We start from the raw sequence: 16,597 nt of genomic DNA on the forward strand, positions 1-16,597 counted from the left end.
TTATTCACTCCCTCTAGTTAGCCTCACCATATATAGATTGGTTTTGTTTGCTTGCTAGAGAGTTTCGCCTTTTAGCTGTTCGCTTCCTGCTAGGTGACAAAAGTAGTCGTGATTCGCAAAAAGTTGTCAAAGAAATTAAGATCCTATGCCAAATTTCCCGATCATTCGTTTAAATAACTTCCACCACGATGCTTCAAACACATCCTCCCCAGCAAGTAAATCAGTCTCGCTTAAGATTTCTCCTTCCTTTTCTACAATTAGTTTCCCAATTGGTTCTCCTTTTTTAATGGGAGCACGTAAGTCTTCTTCAAATTCAAGTCGTTCTTCAACATCGTCTATTTTCACACCTTTTTTAGTTAGTATTGAAACAGACTCAGATGTTACAGCAGGAACTTGATCCTTATCGCCTTTATTAATTTTCACATCTGCCATCACATGATCTCGATCGTACAATTTATGTGTTTGATACTGACTAAACGCGTAGTCAAGCATTGACGTAATTTGTGCATTTCTCTCTTTTGGAGAAGGAGCACCCATAATGACTGTGATGATCCTCATTCCGTCCTTTTCAGCTGTGGCTGTCAAACAATACATGGCTTCCCTAGTAAATCCTGTTTTTAATCCATCTACACCAGGATAGAACTTCACTAGCTTATTTGTATTAACAAGCCAAAAGGGGTCATCAGAATCTTTTCTTAAATAATCTTCATAAATCCCTGTGAATTTTGTAATGTCTTCATACTTTAACAGTTCTTTGGAAATCATTGCTAGATCATATGAAGTTGTGTAATGATTTTCTGCAGGAAGACCGTTCACATTAACAAAATTAGTGTTCTCTAGTCCTAATTGCTTAGCCTTATCGTTCATCATTGAAACAAACTCATCTTCTGTTCCAGCGATATGTTCTGCCATAGCGACAGACGCATCATTACCTGAGGCGACTGCGATTGCTTTTAACATATCTGTGACACTCATTTCTTCACCAGGCTCTAAGAATACTTGTGATCCCCCCATCGAGGCGGCATATTCACTTGTACGAACCATATCATCATATTTTATTGATCCCTTTTCAAGTGCTTCCATAATTAAAAGCATTGTCATGATTTTCGTCATACTAGCTGGCGGAAGCTGTTCATTACTATTTTTTTCAAAAATCACTTCACCAGTATCACGCTCAATCACAATTGCCGATGTTGCCTCCTCGGCTAATTTCGCTTGCTTTTCTTCTGCATTTGCCATCGGAACCCAAACACTTAAGATAAGACAAACACTCAATACACTGGATAGAACTTTCCTCATCTCCATCCGACCTCCATCTCGTTATGATAGTCGTCCTTAGGTGACTCTTTATGAAAAAAAGAGGAAACTTCACCCAAGATAGCTCCTTCCATTTTTTCCAGAAAAACCTGTAATATACCTAATAACTAAAAATAACCAAAAAAGAACCCCCTAATAAGGGGGTTCTTTAATCCAACTTTATGAAATTAAAATTGTGATCCGCCAAGTTGAGACTCAGCTTGTTGAACCAAACGCTTAGTGATTTCTCCACCAACTGAACCGTTAGCACGAGAAGTTGCATCTGCACCAAGTTGAACACCAAATTCTGAAGCAATTTCATACTTCATTTGATCCAATGCTTGTTGTACACCAGGTACAAGAAGTTGGTTGCTGTTGCTGCTATTGTTGCTTGCCATGTTGTTCACCTCGCTTTGTTTGTATTCAATAACTATTGTGTGTGTTTTATTTAATATTATACAAAATAAATGATAATTTTTTTTTAATCATATCTTTCATCAGGTGGGGTTGAATGTTTATCGTTTATTACTTCTGAAAATAAAGGACCATAATTAGTAGGTTTTTCAGCCCCTTGCTGCATCACATTTAGTAGTTGTTTAAATTGCCCGACTGTTAATGGTTTTGCATCATTTGTTAACTCGTATCCAAGCTGCCCGTTTGGTTCAATTGTTGCTACTTTAACTTGTTTAAAGCTCGTTATTCCTTTTTGTCTCATTTTCATTTCAAGTTTATCAACTGTTAATCGAATTTTCCTCATTTGATCCAGTTGAAGTTTACCATCTTTAATAACAACAACTGAACTCCCGCTCATTAACTTTTCCATTAAATTAAATTTAACTTGTAGCCATTCAACAACCACGAGCACAATAATAAACATCGCAACAGCAGCAATTGTATTAATAATACTATCCTCGATGATTGGTTGTACGATAATGGAACCAATTGAGATCATAACAACCGTTGTAGGAATCGACATCTGAGTAATTGACTTTCTTCCAGAAAACCTTAGTAGAACAAACCCTACAATTGCCATTAGAACAGATTCCCATAAAATATTATAATCCAAAACCCATCCTCCTTATTTTCGAATACTTAAGACTATCTTTCCAAACCCTTTTTATTTTATTAGCTCTACATAATTTACAAAGACAGTAGAAAAATAAGTTGAAAGGCAATTCCTATTGGAGGGATTTAAATGGATCAACAAATGCATTATGGCAGTGATAACAAGTATATCCCAGTAACTTCTCTAACTGATGGACTTATACAAACGATCGCTCCGGAAGTCTCCTTTCTTACCGTACAAGTTGTTAACCTATGTATCGTCGGTAATCCAACTGAAGCTAATCAATGGTTTCTCATCGATGCCGGCATGCCGAAATCTGCAACTCGAATTCTAAACGCACTAGAAGAACATTTCGGTACAATCCAACCACCGAAAGCAATTATTTTAACACATGGACATTTTGATCATGTTGGTGCATTAATTGAACTTACTGAAAAATGGGATGTACCGATCTTCGCTCATGAAGCAGAATTTCCTTATTTAACTGGAGAAACAAGCTACCCTGAACCTGATCCTACAGTAGAAGGTGGACTTGTTGCGAAGATGTCCCCGCTTTTCCCTAATGAGCCAATACAAGTATCCACTCGTTTGAAGCCGCTGCCAACAGATCATAGCATACCTAGCATGTCAGAATGGAGATGGATTCACACCCCAGGACACAGCCCTGGTCATATCTCTTTATATCGTGAAAAAGATGGTGTGCTGATTGCGGGAGATGCTTTTGTCACTGTTAAACAAGACTCACTTTATAAAGTCTTAACACAAACGAAAGAACTGAGCGGGCCTCCAAGATATTTAACAACTGACTGGGAAGCAGCCCGAGAATCAGTACAGACTCTTGAAGCACTGAAACCAACAATGGCTATTACAGGACATGGGTTACCTATGTACGGGGTAGATCTTGAAACAAATCTAAACAAATTAGCCAATCACTTCGACGAAATAGCAAAACCTGACTACGGACGTTATGTCCATTAAAATCCAAAAGAGAGTAGTGAAAAACGATGGAAACACATGATAATCAGGGCTTTTCTCATCAAGAATTTAAATTAGACAAAACTGGATTTAATCAAGCAATGCCTGGACACATCTCTAACCATCCAAATGATATGATTTTACGCCAACAACCGCGCACTGTCAGAAAAGAAGGTTCTGGTATTAGTCTTCCTGAAGAGACACGCCTTGAAATGGGATTGATGCTAGATGAACATCTTTGTGCACTAAATGTTGCTCTCCATCAATATACTAAGCACCATTGGCTAACAGAAGGAGCAGAATCATTTGGCAGTTTGCATCATATTCTTGATGAACATGTAGATGTAACAAAAAAGCATATCGATGATGTTGGTGAACGTGTAGCCCGACTAGGTGTTGTTCCAACAGCTCACCCTGTTACACAGCACGAAATCTCTTATATTAAGCATGAGGTCGAAGGGCGCTATACGATGCGTGATTACCTTCGTAATGATCTTGAACACGAGCTTAAAATTCAAGGAATGATGCGTAAAACGATTTCTCGTGCACATCAATTAAATGATTTTGGAACAGTCCAAGTTCTTGAAGAGATTTTATTGAAGCGTGAGGATTTCGGTTACCATATTTGGAGTTTACTTGAGGATGATACGCTAGTGCGAGGGATGGGGCATTTGTTAGATGGAGAAAACGATATAGCATCAACCCGCCATCTAAATAATCATTTAGAACAGTAATACATCTAACCAGAAAAGGAGTGATTGAATTGGAACTAAGACGAATCAAACAAATTCTGTCTTCTACAGCTGATATTGATGTTGTCTATAATGGGACATCCGTGTGGATTGATGGGTTGAATGATGATGAGCAAACGGCAACTGTTCATTTAAGAGGCCCTTTAGAAGAGCGCTCAGTTGTTGACATTGCCGAGCTAGAGGAAGTATAAGAAAGAGGGTTGTCTCAATAAGGAATCAACCTTATGGGACAACCCTCTGCTTATTATTCTATATCTAACATAACTGTTACTTTAAATAAATCTCCATCAATATCGATATTTAGTGAACCATGGTGGAGATCAATAATTGATTTAGCAATCGCTAGACCAAGTCCTGATCCATCCGTTTGTCTTGAAGAATCCCCTCGTTTAAATCGTTCTAATAACTCATCTACATTATCCCCAAGCTCATGTTTCGTTACATTCTTGAATGTAATAATGGCTTTGGAATTGTCTTCCTTTAGAGAAATGTAAGCACGCGTATTCTCTAATGAATAATGAATAATATTTGTGATCAGATTATCAAAAACCCTCCAAATTTTCTGGCCATCTATTTTAGAATAAATTGATTGTGACGGCGAACTAATACGAAAATGTAATGCTGACTTTTCAATAGATTCATTATGCTCAGCTAAAGCCTGCTGCAGGAGTTGTGTGATGTCTACCCGTTCTCGATTAAGTTCAATATTTCCACTGGTCATTTTCGAGACCTCAAACAAATCATCAATGAGCATTTTCAACCGTTGAGATTTGCGATCAATAATTTGGACATAAGCTTGTCTTTCATCTTCAGCTAATTTAGAAGACTTTAGTAGTTCAGTGTAAGAAATAATTGAAGTTAACGGAGTTCGTAAATCATGGCTTACATTTGTAATCAGTTCAGTTTTAAGACGTTCACTTTTTGCTTGTTCCTTTAACGAAATCGTTACCCCTTTTTTTAATTGATTTAGATCACGAGCAAGATTTGCCATAATAGACCGGCCCTTTTCAGGTAGATCAACTTCTATTTTTCCTCTTGCTAATTTAGAGGTATGAGCCAAAATTAAGTTAAAATCATAAATCTGTTTCGTTATAAAAAATAGAAAAGGGATAGAGACGACTAAGATGAATAAAAAATATAAAACTGTAAGAATGGAGGAGTGAATAACCGTTATCATGCCTAAGCCCGTCAAAAAAATGACGATGATAGCTGTAAACACTTGAACTCCGAGTCTACTGTTTAAAAAAGCTCCTTTCGTCGTTTGGTACATTCTAATTATCATAGATTGTCTCAATTCATCGATAATCATTTCTGGATATCTCAGTCCATTTAACAAATCTCTCCCCTGAATAAACCAAAACGGAACTAGTACAATCAGTAAAGCTAAAGGAACAATGAAAAAATCATCATTAGTAATAAAAGACATTGTCCCGAAAAAAGCCATAAGGACAGTTACACTTACAATAAAAAATAAGATCAGTCTAAAGTCTATCGGTATTTTCCTATAAATTGGTTCCCAACTTCCTAACGAAATTCTGGAGGTCATCGCTTGTTTTCGATTCATAAACAAACAAGCACATACAGCACCGACACTCAATGCAAATAAGCTCCAGAAAAGCAATTGATAATTTCGATAGTTTTCGTAGGCTGGGGTAAAGGAACTTGATTCGGCGACACCAATCTTGCCTTCATATTGATTATTTTCTATGATAGGAATCATCATTCCACTTTCTGTAGATAAATAACGATCTGGAAAAGTGAGGTACCCATCTGCAGGATATGTCCAAACAGTATGCATATCTGTCTTGGTAAATGTCTCTAAATTGGGAACATTTTTGTATACCTCCCCGGTACTCGTATTTGTTAAATGGTATAAATAATCTTGTTTCGTCTCTGAAAAATACTGTTTTTCTCCCTCAAAATGCTGAAACACTTTATCAATTTCCGCTTCTTGCTCTTTAATCATTTTTTCTCTTAAGTAGGAATCATCTTCGAAATTCTTCTTAATTTCTTCGAGCTTTCCATCTCTTTCATCAATGTAGACTTGGGCTAATGTCGCGTTACCTTCTTCCTTTGCTTGATTGATTCGTTCTATATATTGGTTTTGTATACTAATAATTTGCTCATCTAAAGTTCCGAAACGATTACGATATTCAGCCATTTCCTCAGATGTAATCTCGATATCAGCCTTCGCCTTTTCTTTTGCATCCGTTTGGATCTCAAAAATAGTTAACTGATAGAGAAATTCTTCAAAGCGTGATTGAAAATGATGAGTTTCAAAATACCCCTTGTTAAAATTCGAGGCATGAGTCATACCTGTCAAAATACCAACTATTCCACACGTCAGAAAAAGAAACCATACAAACGCTTTCGCACTATTTTTCGATTTTGTAACCAACTCCCCAAACCACCTTTACAAATCTTGGATTTTTCGGATCAATTTCTATCTTTTCTCTTATTTTTCGAATATGTACGGCCACCGTATTTTCAGCATTATAGCAAGGCTCTTTCCAAACTCGCTCATAAATTTCGTCAATTGAAAAAACCCGTCCCGCATTTGTAATTAGCAACTCAACAATACGAAACTCTATCGGTGTAAGCTTCACTAATTCTCCATTGACTGTTACTTCTTTAGCAGCAGAATCTAAAGTTAAGCCATTTCGATCAATCATCTGTGACTGACCCTGATAATGTCCAAGCTTTACATATCTTCGTAATTGAGATTTAACGCGTGCAAGTAATTCTAATGGATTAAATGGCTTTGTTATGTAATCATCTGCTCCAATTTGCAAACCTAGTATTTTATCCGTATCTTCACTTTTGGCACTTAGAATAATAATGGGCAGATTCTTTTCCTCACGAATTTTCATCGTTGTTGCTAAACCATCAAGCCTTGGCATCATTATATCTAGGAGAATTAGGTGAACAGGATGATTATTAAGAATTTCAAGTGCTTCTATTCCATCTTGTGCCTTCAATACTTTCATTCCTTCGTTTTTCAAGTAAATATCGATTGCATTACGAATTTCTTGATCGTCATCAACGACTAACACCACATATTCATTCATTATAAGCCTCCTCCTTTCTTTTGATTATAACTCACATTGTAAACAGCAAATCTTAACTTTCTCTTTTTAAAAATCTTAAGTTTTTCTTAATACTTTATTAAAAAGCGAGGCTAGGACAAAAGTGATTTAACTAATAGAAAATCCGAACAAGGATAGTTGGCGGATAAAAAGCGCTCCTGAAATATACTTCGCTTTCCGCGGGAAGCCGGTGAGCCTCCTTGTGCTTTGCACTGCGGGGTGTCTCACCCTTGGCTTTGTGTCCCGCAGGAGTCTACGTATATTTCATCCGCTACGTGATATCTTTGTTCGGTGTTTCAGGTAAAAAAACTTTAGTTATGTCCAGTCTCTATTCACGTATTCATATGTTAAAATGAAAATAAATCATTTGAGAGGCGGGTTTTATATGCCTGATTGGTCTTATCATGTTATATTTAAACCGCTTTTAAGAAAACTTCCTATCTATCATTCACGCGAATTCATTCACCGTGGTATGAGTCGTATTGCTTCTATTCCTGGTGGTAAGTACTTAATTAATTTTCTTGGGCGCGAGGAAACCTCACCTAAGCTTAATAGAGAATTTCAATCAATTAGCTACATAAATGCAATCGGTCTTTCAGGTAAGGTGGACCCATTGCTTACTGGAACTAAAGCTTTTTCAAACCTAGGATTTGGCTTTCTTGAGATCGGCCCAGTCACAATACAGCCGTTGAAAGGAAATTCACCTCTAGAGAGAGACAATCGAATCCTATTTCCAACACACTGTGAAACAATTGGCCTTCAAGCAACGATAACAACACTTCAAAAACTATCCATAAAACAACCACTGATGATTCGACTCAAAGGAAATATTGAAGAACTAACAATAATGATGGAAGGCCTCTCCACGTATGCGAGTCTATTTATTGTTGAACGGGATGAGAGCATTGATCTTACTTCATTAACTACACACACAATTAAACCTGTCTATCTCTCTATCCAATCTAGCGAGATTGACCGAAACTCCTACAGTGAAGTTGCTTCATTCTCAGGACTTGTTTTAGATTCAGAGTCTGTTGATTTAAACGAACATCTCAATGCTTTGAATTACTTAAAAGATGAAGATTATAATGGAGTCGTTGTTGTCACTGGATCGATAGAGGAGCCTCAAGATGCTTTAGATTTATTTGATGCTGGGGCTGACTTAGTTCTACTTTCAGGTGGATATATTAAAACTGGACCTGGTCTAGTTAAAAGAATAAAAGAAGCACAGCTAGCAGTACATTACCCACTTGAACCGGCTAATAATAATGGCTGGTATTCATACTGGATTTTCGGATTTTGCATACTTATCGGTGGCATCCTTGCCTTGCTGCTAAGCATGACAACGGTCATTCTTCCATATGATAGTAGCTTTCTAGAAATGGATAGAACAATGCTCATTCTTTTTAACGAGCGAATTCTACCTTTTATGGCTCACGACCGCATGACACTTGCAGGAACAATGATCTCCGGCGGGTTCCTTTATATGTTTTTGGCACGTTATGGGATAAGAATGAACCTGCTATGGACAAAACAAGCTTCAGATTTTGCAGCCATTACGGGGTTTCTAGGTATTCTTCTATTCATTGGCTATGGTTATTTTGACTGGCTGCATCTTCTTTTTTGGCTCATTTTGTCCCCCTTCTATATTCATGGGTATAGAAAATCGAAACAGCTTAGTGGAACTTCAGTCTCGACAAATCGAAGAAACAATAAAGCTTGGAAAAAAGCATTATATAGTCAGTTCTCCTTTGTCATTCTAGGTTTCTCTTTCGTCATTGGAGGAATAATCATCTCTATAGTCGGAGTGTCAAGTGTTTTCGTAACAACAGATCTTCTTTATCTCTGTATGACTCCTGAGATGCTAGATGCGTTTAACGATCGATTAATTCCAGTCATAGCCCACGATCGAGCCGGGTTTGGTAGTGCATTATTAAGTGTCGGAATCCTCGTATTAACGATTTCACTATGGGGTTTTCAGCAAGGACAGCGATGGATATGGTGGGCATATTTAATTGGGGGGCTTCCTGCTTTTATTTCAGCAATCTCCATTCACTTTTCTATTGGGTATACTACATTTATTCACCTCTTGCCTGCGTATTTCGCTGCAATTTTATATGTAATTGGATTAATAACATCCTTTCAATTTTTTCATTTAAAAAGTGAGGTCCAGTAGTGACACAGCTTCTCAGCTACAAAAATAGGAGTAATTTATAATGGATAAACACTCTTCATAAGTACTTAAAAAGGAGTTCCGAAAATAACGATCGGAACTCCTTTTTATTATCATATATCTGTTACTCTTTTCTTGACGAGGAGTACTAGCCAATACTCCTATTCTCCAAATATTCACCTAGTGTCATATGGCTTGTTTTATCTAAATAAATTCAGATAGATAATCTAACATTAAAAGAAACAAAAAAAGAAAAGCAGTAGGTCGCCCTCGCTTTTCTCATTTTAGATTTACTCTTCATTTTTGTTTTCTTTTTCTAATTCCGCTAATTTGGCAAGAAGGATATGCTGTGGCATATGCATAATTTGCTCAAGGGGAACCTTTAATGATTCAGAAAGCTTTTGTGCTGTTTCCGCAGAAATCTGTAATGGTCTCATATTGCCTCCTATTTGCTATCGCTTTTATATCATTTTATCATAGTTGAAATGATTCCTCTATGCACAGCTAAGTTAATCCGACGATCTTACTTCGTCGCTCTAACAAAATGACATCTCTCCATATTCCATTTAATTTACCAATACGCTCTCTTTTCCCAACTTCACGAAATCCTGCCTTTTTATGAAGACTCATGCTTGCTTCATTCTCAGGATAAATGCCTGCTTGCAAAGTCCAATACCCCTTCTTTTCACTTTCCTCTATTAATTTACTAAGTAACCGTGCTCCAATCCCAAGCCCAGTATGTGCCAAGCTAATATAAATACTGACCTCAGCTACACCAGCATACACAAATCTAGTTGAGTAGGGAAGAATCGCGATCCAGCCTACAACTCGGTCTTCTTCTCTTGCTACAAAACGGCATTCATTCGCATACTTCCCATTCCACTCTTCCCAGGTCATTGGTTCAGTTTGAAACGTCGCATTTCCTGTTGATATCCCTTCCATATAAATGTCTAATACTTGATCCCTATCACTATCTTTCATATTAGTAATGACCACGTTCATTCTCCTCACCTTGTCTTACTTGTCTCTATTGTATCAACCATTGAATATCAATCAATAACAAAAAGAATGTCCTATATTTTGCTAGGACATCCTTCAACACTCTATAGATTTACTATTCTACCGGTCTTCATCGATTCATAGCATGCGTCAATGACTTTCATATTCAAAATGGTTTTTTCGCCTGGATAGCTTGGATCTTGTTTTGCTAAGATCGATTCAACGATATGCTCCACTTGCTTCACGTATTGGTCAGTTGAAATGAATTCCTCCCGCGATTGTCCATTGGCTTCGACAATGATTAATCCTTCTCCACCTTCAAATACATCTGGTCGATACGCTCTTGGTACAGTAATGACACCTTTTGTGCCGATAACCTGATAATCACTTCGATTTGTCATGTCAAAGCTGCAATCAAAAGTGGCATTAACACCGTTTTCCATTTTCATGTGCCCAAATGCTGAGATATCGATTCCATATTGTGGATCAATTTCCCCTGCTGCAAAAAGTGTTACGGGTTCAGAATCGAGAATATGACGAATGACATGCAAAGGATAGCAGCCAACATCATATAAACTTCCCCCACCCATCTTTGGATCCATACGTATGTTTGAATCACGACCTTCTAAATAAAAGGAAAAACTACCTTTTAGAAGTTTAACTTCCCCTATTTCTCCAGAGGCAATGATTTCTTTTACTCGATTGTGTTGCTCATGAAACTGGTACATAAAGGCTTCCATAAATGTTACGTTTTGCTCTCGACACACACGTACCATTTCCTCTGCTTGTTCAACATTAATAGCTACTGGTTTTTCGCATAAGATATGCTTCCCCTTTTTCGCAGCCTTAATGACCCACTCCTGATGAAGATGATTTGGTAGCGGGATATAAACGACATCAATATTCGGATCATCTAGTAAATCCTCATAGCTTTCATAAACGGTCGGGATATTAAATTTCTCAGCAACCTCTCCCGCTCTTCCGCTGGAGCTTGCAATAGCAGAGACAACTCCATTTTTTGAACGTTGAATAGCAGGAATTACTTGTTCCTGAGCAATATTAGCTGTACTTAAAATTCCCCATCTTAATTCTTCCATTAATAACACTCCTCTATATTCCTATTTAGAAACTGGCCAATTGATTCATAATCGCTTTCTTACTCACCTATCCATTCTTATGTAATTCAAATAATAAACTAACCGTCTTGACATGATCTTTACCGTATTATTTATCTAATCAAATACTTGCTAACGCTTACAAACTTATAAAAGGATCATATCATAGGAACCATTATTTGCAAATAAATTAAGGTTGTTCCTCTCTTGCTTTTAAATCTAATAATATACAAATCACTTATTCTGCATCTAAACAATTAGTTAGAATGAACACCTCTTAACCGCCCACTCTCATTAAATCACAACAAGATAATTCACGAATGCTTGTACTTCAGCTATTCCTTTAACATATGGTAAACTTATGAAAAGATGTGATTGGAGATGAAATAGATGAAGCTTCATGCACTTAGTCCTCTAGAAAGACAAGATCTAATAAAACAGTATGCAAAATCCTTTTCCGAAAGAGCGAAACAGCATGATGAAGAGCAGTCGTTTCCTTTTGAAAATATAGAAGAATTGAAAATGATTGGCTACACTTCATTAAGTTTGCCGAAAACACTTGGTGGCCAAGGAATCCCCTTAACAGAATGGCTCAAGCTTCAAGAATTAATTGCTACAGCAGATGGATCAACTAGCCTATCAATTGGTTGGCATATGGGAATTGTCTCAGAACTCAATCAAAAAAATTGGCCCGATTCAGTCCTAACCCACGTAACCAAGAAGATTTCACAAAATGGTTTCTTACTAAACACCGCTGCGACTGAGCCTGACACCGGTAGTCCTACACGCGGAGGAAAGCCAACAACTCAAGCAAAAAAGGTAGGTTCTGATTGGGTATTATCAGGCCGTAAGAGCTTCACCTCTATGGTGCCTGCTTTAGATTTCATCCTTGTTTCTGCTTCAATGGACGATGATCAGGTCGGATATTTTCTAATCGAAAAGGGAGCAAGTGGCGTTCGAGTAGAAGAAACCTGGAACACAATAGCCATGCGAGGGACTGCTAGCCATGACCTGATTTTAGAAAATGTCAAAATCCCTCACGATCATCTTGTTGAATTAGTTGTACCAGGAAAGAAAAGCCCTTCAGGTTGGCTTCTTCATATACCCGCCTGCTATTTAGGAATTGCTCAAGCCGCTCAAACTGAGGCCGTCTCGTTTGCCAGTACATATTCACCAAATAGTCTACCAGGACCAATAAAAGACATTCCCGCTGTTCAATCCAAAATTGGTGAAAATGAAGCAGATCTTATACAAGCAAGATATTTACTCTATGGGGTTTCAGCAAAATGGGATGCTGCCACAGATGAAGAACGATTGGAAATGCAGTCTGAATTAGGTGTAGCCAAATACCATGTAGTCAATGCCGCTCAAAAAATTGTTGATCGGGCGATGAGGGTCGTTGGTGCACAAAGCTTATTTACTTCTAATCCCCTACAACGCTACTATCGTGATGTCCGTGCAGGTCTTCATAATCCTCCAATGGATGATCGTACCCTAGTATTACTAGCACAAAGTCTATTTAATTAATAAAAGGCGTGTCAAAGGAAAAATTCACCTTTTGACACGCCTTTATTTTCAGCTATATTCCAAAACTATATTGTTATCCACAAGGTTCCTGAAATCATTATTTTAAATCATAGCAACCTACTATAATTTAAACCGCTCTGTATAATCGTTAAGTTCATTCGCCAATTTACTTAAATTGTTTACTGCAGCAGAGATTTCATCCATTGAAGCTAAAGTCTCTTCAGAAGAAGCTGCTACAGTTTGAGAGCTCATTGATGTTGTCTGTGCAATAGTAGAAAACTGTTCCATTGAAGCACTAACCTCTTCTGAACTCGCTGAGATTTGTTGTGCTGCCTGAGACACTTCCTGAATATGCTCACTAACTTGCTTTACCGATATGAGTATATTCTTAAAGGATTCCCCTGAATCTTTTGCAACAATATAGCCATCTCTTACGTTCTTTTCTCCTTTCGTCATCGACTCCACTGCTCTCTTTGTATCATTCTGGATGATTTGAATTAAGTTAGAGATTTGTTTAGCTGACGTTTTCGATTCTTCAGCTAATCTTCGAACATCATTGGCAACGACAGCGAACCCTTTTCCTTGCTCCCCTGCCCTTGCAGCCTCTATAGCTGCATTTAATGCAAGTAGATTCGTTTGGTCAGAAATACTTGTTATGACATCAACAATCTTGCCGATTTCCATTGATCTTTCACCTAACAATTTAACAACAGAGGATGATTCATTAACTGACTCACTAATAGCTTCCATTTGTTTTACCATTTGGTTTGTCATCTCATTCCCTTTTTCTGCATTATGATTTGCTTCAATCGATGCTTCATGGGAAACAGATGAGCTTTCAGCTATTCTTTGGAGACCTGTCGACATTTCTTCAAGAGCTCGTGCATTTTCCGCGGAACCTTGTTCTTGTATTTCTGCACCACTTGCAACTTCCTGAATCACTTTAGTTACTTCGGTTGTTGCTAAATGATTCTCGTTCACACTTGCTGACAGTTGTTCCGATAACGATGAAACATGATCAGCTGAGGAACTAACACGTCCAATCATTTCCCTTAATGAAACGATCATACCATTATAATAACTGCCTAACTGACCAATCTCATCTTTGGACTTAACTTCAATTCTATTAGATAGGTCGCCCTCCGTCGTTTTTTTCATATTTTCAACAAGGTTTGTGATTGGTTTATTAATCACTCGCACTGCAAATACAAAAATGACAATCCAGGTTACGATTAATAATAGTAGAGCAGTTCCTATATTAATAAGGACAGACTCTTTAATTTTTTCTTGAATTGCCTCTTCCTTTAACGCAACTTCTTTGTAAATATCATCAATGTATACACCTGTTCCAATAACCCAGCCCCACTCCTCAAAATACTGGACGTAACTTAATTTGGGCTGTGGTTCTTCTTCACCTGGTTTAGGCCATTCGTATTCAACAAAGCCCTCGCCTTCTTGCTTTGATAGTTTCACCATTTCTGCAAATAGATTTTCTTCTCCATTAGCGACATTGTACTTTTCATCATCTAGGATTTGACCATCAAGCTCTGGACTTGTAGGATGCATGACCATTGTTGGAAATGGAGCAACGTCATCATTAATCCAAAAATAACCTTGTCCATCGTCATAAGTTAACGATTTAACAATTTCTAGTGACTGATCTTTAATAGCCATTTCTACTGATTCTACATATGCCCCTGTTCCAATAATCCAGTTAAATTCTTCAAATAATTTTACATAGCTCAATTTTGGCTGTGCTTCGTCAAAGCCTGGTTTTGGCCATAAATAGTCAACAAAACCTTCGCCATCCGTTTTCGTCACTTCGACCATTGCACTAAATAGATTCTGATTATCACCCATCGCTACATTATAATCAGGGCTATCTAAAAGTTGACCATCTAGCGTTGGTGAAGTTGGATGCATAATCATCCTAGAGTATGGTTCACTAGTATCGTTGATCCAGAAATAGCCATCTTCTCCGTATTGCATGCCCTTTATCGCCGTTAAAATTTCACTTTTGATTTCCTCATCTGTTTTGCTACCTTCAAACGTGTTGTAGTAGTTAGTGATAAAATTATAAGCAATATCAACAGACCTCTGCAGGTCCTCTTGGACAATCTGTTCAACATGTTCCTTACTTGATAACTGGTCTTTCACTGATTCTACACTGTTATAAGCTGTATTAACTAATGATTCAAGTTCCTTTTTAGCCAAGTTGATTCGTGTTTCCTCAAATTCCTCTATTTCGCGTTCTCCTTGTTCCTGAATAGTCCCCACACTTGAAACAAGGTTGACAACCGTAAAAATGACCAAGATAACGCTTACAATAATCATCAACTTTGTAGTTATTTTCATTGCCCACCCTCCCTTTTGCTTTCTCTCACATCTATTTATCTATTATACAACATAAATCGACATTTTTCTCAAAATTTCAACAATAACTGAAAATAAATTTAAAAGCTCGTGTCCATAGAAAAATATCAATAGAAAAAGCATCTAACCACTGAAATATAGTGATATAGATGCTGAAAAAAGGTTACATTAAATTGAGTTATTCACAGACAATCACATGTCTAATAAATCCTGATTTTCTAGCCACGCACCTATCAATAATCTTAAAACCCGCTTCAGTAATAATTGAATCAATTGTTTCAATCGTGATAATGATCACATTATTCGTGAACCTACGTGCACTTTTTAGCATGCTCAGCTTTTCTTCCACAGGTAACACCGAACATAGATTATAAGGCATATCGACGATAGCTACATCATAATGACCAGTTATTTCATTGATATTCCTTAAAAGAACATCTCCTTCATAACCAAAAAATAAGATATTCTCCCTAGCTCCAGTAGTTGCAAGTGGATTACGATCACTCCCTTCGATCGCAATGTCCATAGATAGTGCTTCAAGTAATACTGTACCAATACCACAGCATGGGTCGATCACTTTTTGACCATTAGGATGAGGTACTGCTATATTAACAATTGCTCTGGCGTCACGAGTATTAAGAGCAGTCGAATAATTTTGAGGTTTTTTTTGATGATGTAACCAGATGGATTCACTCTTCATATATTCACCAAACACCCAACCATCTTTCAATTGTTTAATTGCAAATATAAGATCAGGATCATTAAGATTTACTGGTCCCTCTATTAACAGGCCTATTTCCTTCTCTATTTCTCTTCTAACCTTAAATTCAATTTGTTCGCTTTTAATAAGATCATGATTATTCACTACTGTAACCTTAAATGTACGATCTTTCGTATGTAAATCAGTTACGTATTGAGCAATTTCCTCTAACGTCTCTCCTTTATAAAAAATCGCTATCCTATCTTTTATAAAGGGACTTCTACTAGGATCTATTTTCAGAGGGCTTTCAATCATCTTTAAATCAGTATCATAACCAAAAAATGAACGCATTTCTAACTTACATAATGAATCCTCATCCTCATGATAAGCATAAGTGTATAGATAATGTAGAAGTGATCCGCTTTTGTATTCCATCTATTCCATCCCTCGTCCAATTTTATTACTTCGTTTTTTTCAGTATATCATGATAGGCAGTTTATTTGACCGTGGTCATAAATAAAGCATATTATTGCAT

The 16,597-nt window shown here is 37.3% G+C and carries 15 protein-coding genes; 5 read left to right on the plus strand and 10 right to left on the minus strand.

Annotation, left to right across the window (positions count from 1 at the left end; genetic code table 11):
- Positions 1 to 135: 135 nt before the first annotated feature.
- The 3 genes from J7W16_RS07810 to J7W16_RS07820 all read right to left on the minus strand — a co-directional run bounded on the left by J7W16_RS07810 (position 136) and on the right by J7W16_RS07820 (position 2,362).
- Positions 136 to 1,299: a D-alanyl-D-alanine carboxypeptidase family protein gene (locus J7W16_RS07810; RefSeq protein ID WP_210596744.1), complete on the minus strand. Its 1,164-nt coding sequence runs from the start codon at positions 1,297 to 1,299 to the stop codon at positions 136 to 138.
- Between the two features lie 185 nt (positions 1,300 to 1,484).
- Positions 1,485 to 1,694: an alpha/beta-type small acid-soluble spore protein gene (locus J7W16_RS07815; RefSeq protein WP_210596745.1), complete on the minus strand. Its 210-nt coding sequence runs from the start codon at positions 1,692 to 1,694 to the stop codon at positions 1,485 to 1,487.
- A gap of 83 nt (positions 1,695 to 1,777) precedes the next feature.
- The gene (locus J7W16_RS07820) at positions 1,778 to 2,362 is read right to left on the minus strand and encodes a DUF421 domain-containing protein (RefSeq protein ID WP_246879917.1); all 585 of its coding nucleotides are present in this window, start codon (positions 2,360 to 2,362) and stop codon (positions 1,778 to 1,780) included.
- A 129-nt stretch (positions 2,363 to 2,491) separates the two neighbouring features.
- On the opposite strand from J7W16_RS07820, the gene J7W16_RS07825 reads away from it, so the two are divergent.
- Genes J7W16_RS07825 through J7W16_RS07835 form a run of 3 tightly spaced genes read left to right on the plus strand, consistent with a single transcriptional unit; the run spans position 2,492 to position 4,280 of the window.
- The gene (locus J7W16_RS07825; protein ID WP_210596746.1) at positions 2,492 to 3,340 is read left to right on the plus strand and encodes an MBL fold metallo-hydrolase; all 849 of its coding nucleotides are present in this window, start codon (positions 2,492 to 2,494) and stop codon (positions 3,338 to 3,340) included.
- A gap of 26 nt (positions 3,341 to 3,366) precedes the next feature.
- A complete protein-coding gene (locus J7W16_RS07830) occupies positions 3,367 to 4,071 on the plus strand; it encodes a Dps family protein (RefSeq protein ID WP_210596747.1) in 705 nt (234 codons plus the stop codon).
- 29 nt (positions 4,072 to 4,100) lie between these two features.
- Entirely contained in the window at positions 4,101 to 4,280 is a 180-nt protein-coding gene (locus J7W16_RS07835) for an H-type small acid-soluble spore protein (protein ID WP_210596748.1), read from the plus strand.
- 53 nt (positions 4,281 to 4,333) lie between these two features.
- On the opposite strand, the gene J7W16_RS07840 is transcribed toward J7W16_RS07835, so the two are convergent.
- Positions 4,334 to 6,487 (minus strand): sensor histidine kinase, encoded by a 2,154-nt coding sequence (locus J7W16_RS07840; RefSeq protein ID WP_210596749.1) that lies wholly within the window; start codon positions 6,485 to 6,487, stop codon positions 4,334 to 4,336.
- Positions 6,465 to 7,157 carry a response regulator transcription factor gene (locus J7W16_RS07845; RefSeq protein WP_210596750.1) on the minus strand — a complete coding sequence of 231 codons (693 nt, stop codon included), beginning with the start codon at positions 7,155 to 7,157 and terminating at the stop codon, positions 6,465 to 6,467. The genes J7W16_RS07840 and J7W16_RS07845 overlap by 23 nt, the downstream gene beginning before the upstream one ends.
- Before the next feature lie 403 nt (positions 7,158 to 7,560).
- Between J7W16_RS07845 and J7W16_RS07850 the strand changes: the two genes are divergently transcribed.
- Positions 7,561 to 9,351, plus strand: coding sequence for a dihydroorotate dehydrogenase (locus J7W16_RS07850; protein ID WP_210596751.1), 1,791 nt, complete (start codon positions 7,561 to 7,563; stop codon positions 9,349 to 9,351).
- Between the two features lie 287 nt (positions 9,352 to 9,638).
- On the opposite strand, the gene J7W16_RS07855 is transcribed toward J7W16_RS07850, so the two are convergent.
- From J7W16_RS07855 to J7W16_RS07865, 3 genes are all read right to left on the minus strand, one after another.
- The gene (locus tag J7W16_RS07855) at positions 9,639 to 9,785 is read right to left on the minus strand and encodes a YycC family protein (RefSeq protein WP_210596752.1); all 147 of its coding nucleotides are present in this window, start codon (positions 9,783 to 9,785) and stop codon (positions 9,639 to 9,641) included.
- Between the two features lie 67 nt (positions 9,786 to 9,852).
- A complete protein-coding gene (locus J7W16_RS07860; protein ID WP_210596753.1) occupies positions 9,853 to 10,350 on the minus strand; it encodes a GNAT family N-acetyltransferase in 498 nt (165 codons plus the stop codon).
- Positions 10,351 to 10,451: 101 nt separating this feature from the next.
- On the minus strand, positions 10,452 to 11,444 hold the full coding sequence (locus tag J7W16_RS07865) for a Gfo/Idh/MocA family protein (RefSeq protein WP_210596754.1): 993 nt from the start codon (positions 11,442 to 11,444) through the stop codon (positions 10,452 to 10,454).
- A 408-nt stretch (positions 11,445 to 11,852) separates the two neighbouring features.
- Between J7W16_RS07865 and J7W16_RS07870 the strand changes: the two genes are divergently transcribed.
- Positions 11,853 to 12,989, plus strand: coding sequence for an acyl-CoA dehydrogenase family protein (locus J7W16_RS07870; RefSeq protein WP_210596755.1), 1,137 nt, complete (start codon positions 11,853 to 11,855; stop codon positions 12,987 to 12,989).
- A gap of 120 nt (positions 12,990 to 13,109) precedes the next feature.
- Here J7W16_RS07870 and J7W16_RS07875 read toward each other — a convergent pair whose 3' ends face one another.
- On the minus strand, positions 13,110 to 15,344 hold the full coding sequence (locus J7W16_RS07875) for a methyl-accepting chemotaxis protein (protein WP_210596756.1): 2,235 nt from the start codon (positions 15,342 to 15,344) through the stop codon (positions 13,110 to 13,112).
- Between the two features lie 196 nt (positions 15,345 to 15,540).
- On the minus strand, positions 15,541 to 16,497 hold the full coding sequence (locus tag J7W16_RS07880) for a TRM11 family SAM-dependent methyltransferase (protein ID WP_210596757.1): 957 nt from the start codon (positions 16,495 to 16,497) through the stop codon (positions 15,541 to 15,543).
- Between the last annotated feature and the right edge of the window lie 100 nt (positions 16,498 to 16,597).

Source organism: Halalkalibacter suaedae, from assembly GCF_017939705.1.
Lineage (GTDB): Bacteria > Bacillota > Bacilli > Bacillales > Bacillaceae_D > Halalkalibacter > Halalkalibacter suaedae.

Coding starts and splice junctions, on each gene's coding strand:
- J7W16_RS07845 (WP_210596750.1), bottom strand. CDS start 7,157: ATGAATGAATATGTGGTGTTAGTCGTTGATGACGATCAAGAAATTCGT.
- J7W16_RS07880 (WP_210596757.1), bottom strand. CDS start 16,497: ATGGAATACAAAAGCGGATCACTTCTACATTATCTATACACTTATGCT.
- J7W16_RS07860 (WP_210596753.1), bottom strand. CDS start 10,350: ATGAACGTGGTCATTACTAATATGAAAGATAGTGATAGGGATCAAGTA.
- J7W16_RS07850 (WP_210596751.1), top strand. CDS start 7,561: ATGCCTGATTGGTCTTATCATGTTATATTTAAACCGCTTTTAAGAAAA.
- J7W16_RS07855 (WP_210596752.1), bottom strand. CDS start 9,785: ATGAGACCATTACAGATTTCTGCGGAAACAGCACAAAAGCTTTCTGAA.
- J7W16_RS07830 (WP_210596747.1), top strand. CDS start 3,367: ATGGAAACACATGATAATCAGGGCTTTTCTCATCAAGAATTTAAATTA.
- J7W16_RS07865 (WP_210596754.1), bottom strand. CDS start 11,444: ATGGAAGAATTAAGATGGGGAATTTTAAGTACAGCTAATATTGCTCAG.
- J7W16_RS07825 (WP_210596746.1), top strand. CDS start 2,492: ATGGATCAACAAATGCATTATGGCAGTGATAACAAGTATATCCCAGTA.
- J7W16_RS07810 (WP_210596744.1), bottom strand. CDS start 1,299: ATGAGGAAAGTTCTATCCAGTGTATTGAGTGTTTGTCTTATCTTAAGT.
- J7W16_RS07815 (WP_210596745.1), bottom strand. CDS start 1,694: ATGGCAAGCAACAATAGCAGCAACAGCAACCAACTTCTTGTACCTGGT.
- J7W16_RS07870 (WP_210596755.1), top strand. CDS start 11,853: ATGAAGCTTCATGCACTTAGTCCTCTAGAAAGACAAGATCTAATAAAA.
- J7W16_RS07875 (WP_210596756.1), bottom strand. CDS start 15,344: ATGAAAATAACTACAAAGTTGATGATTATTGTAAGCGTTATCTTGGTC.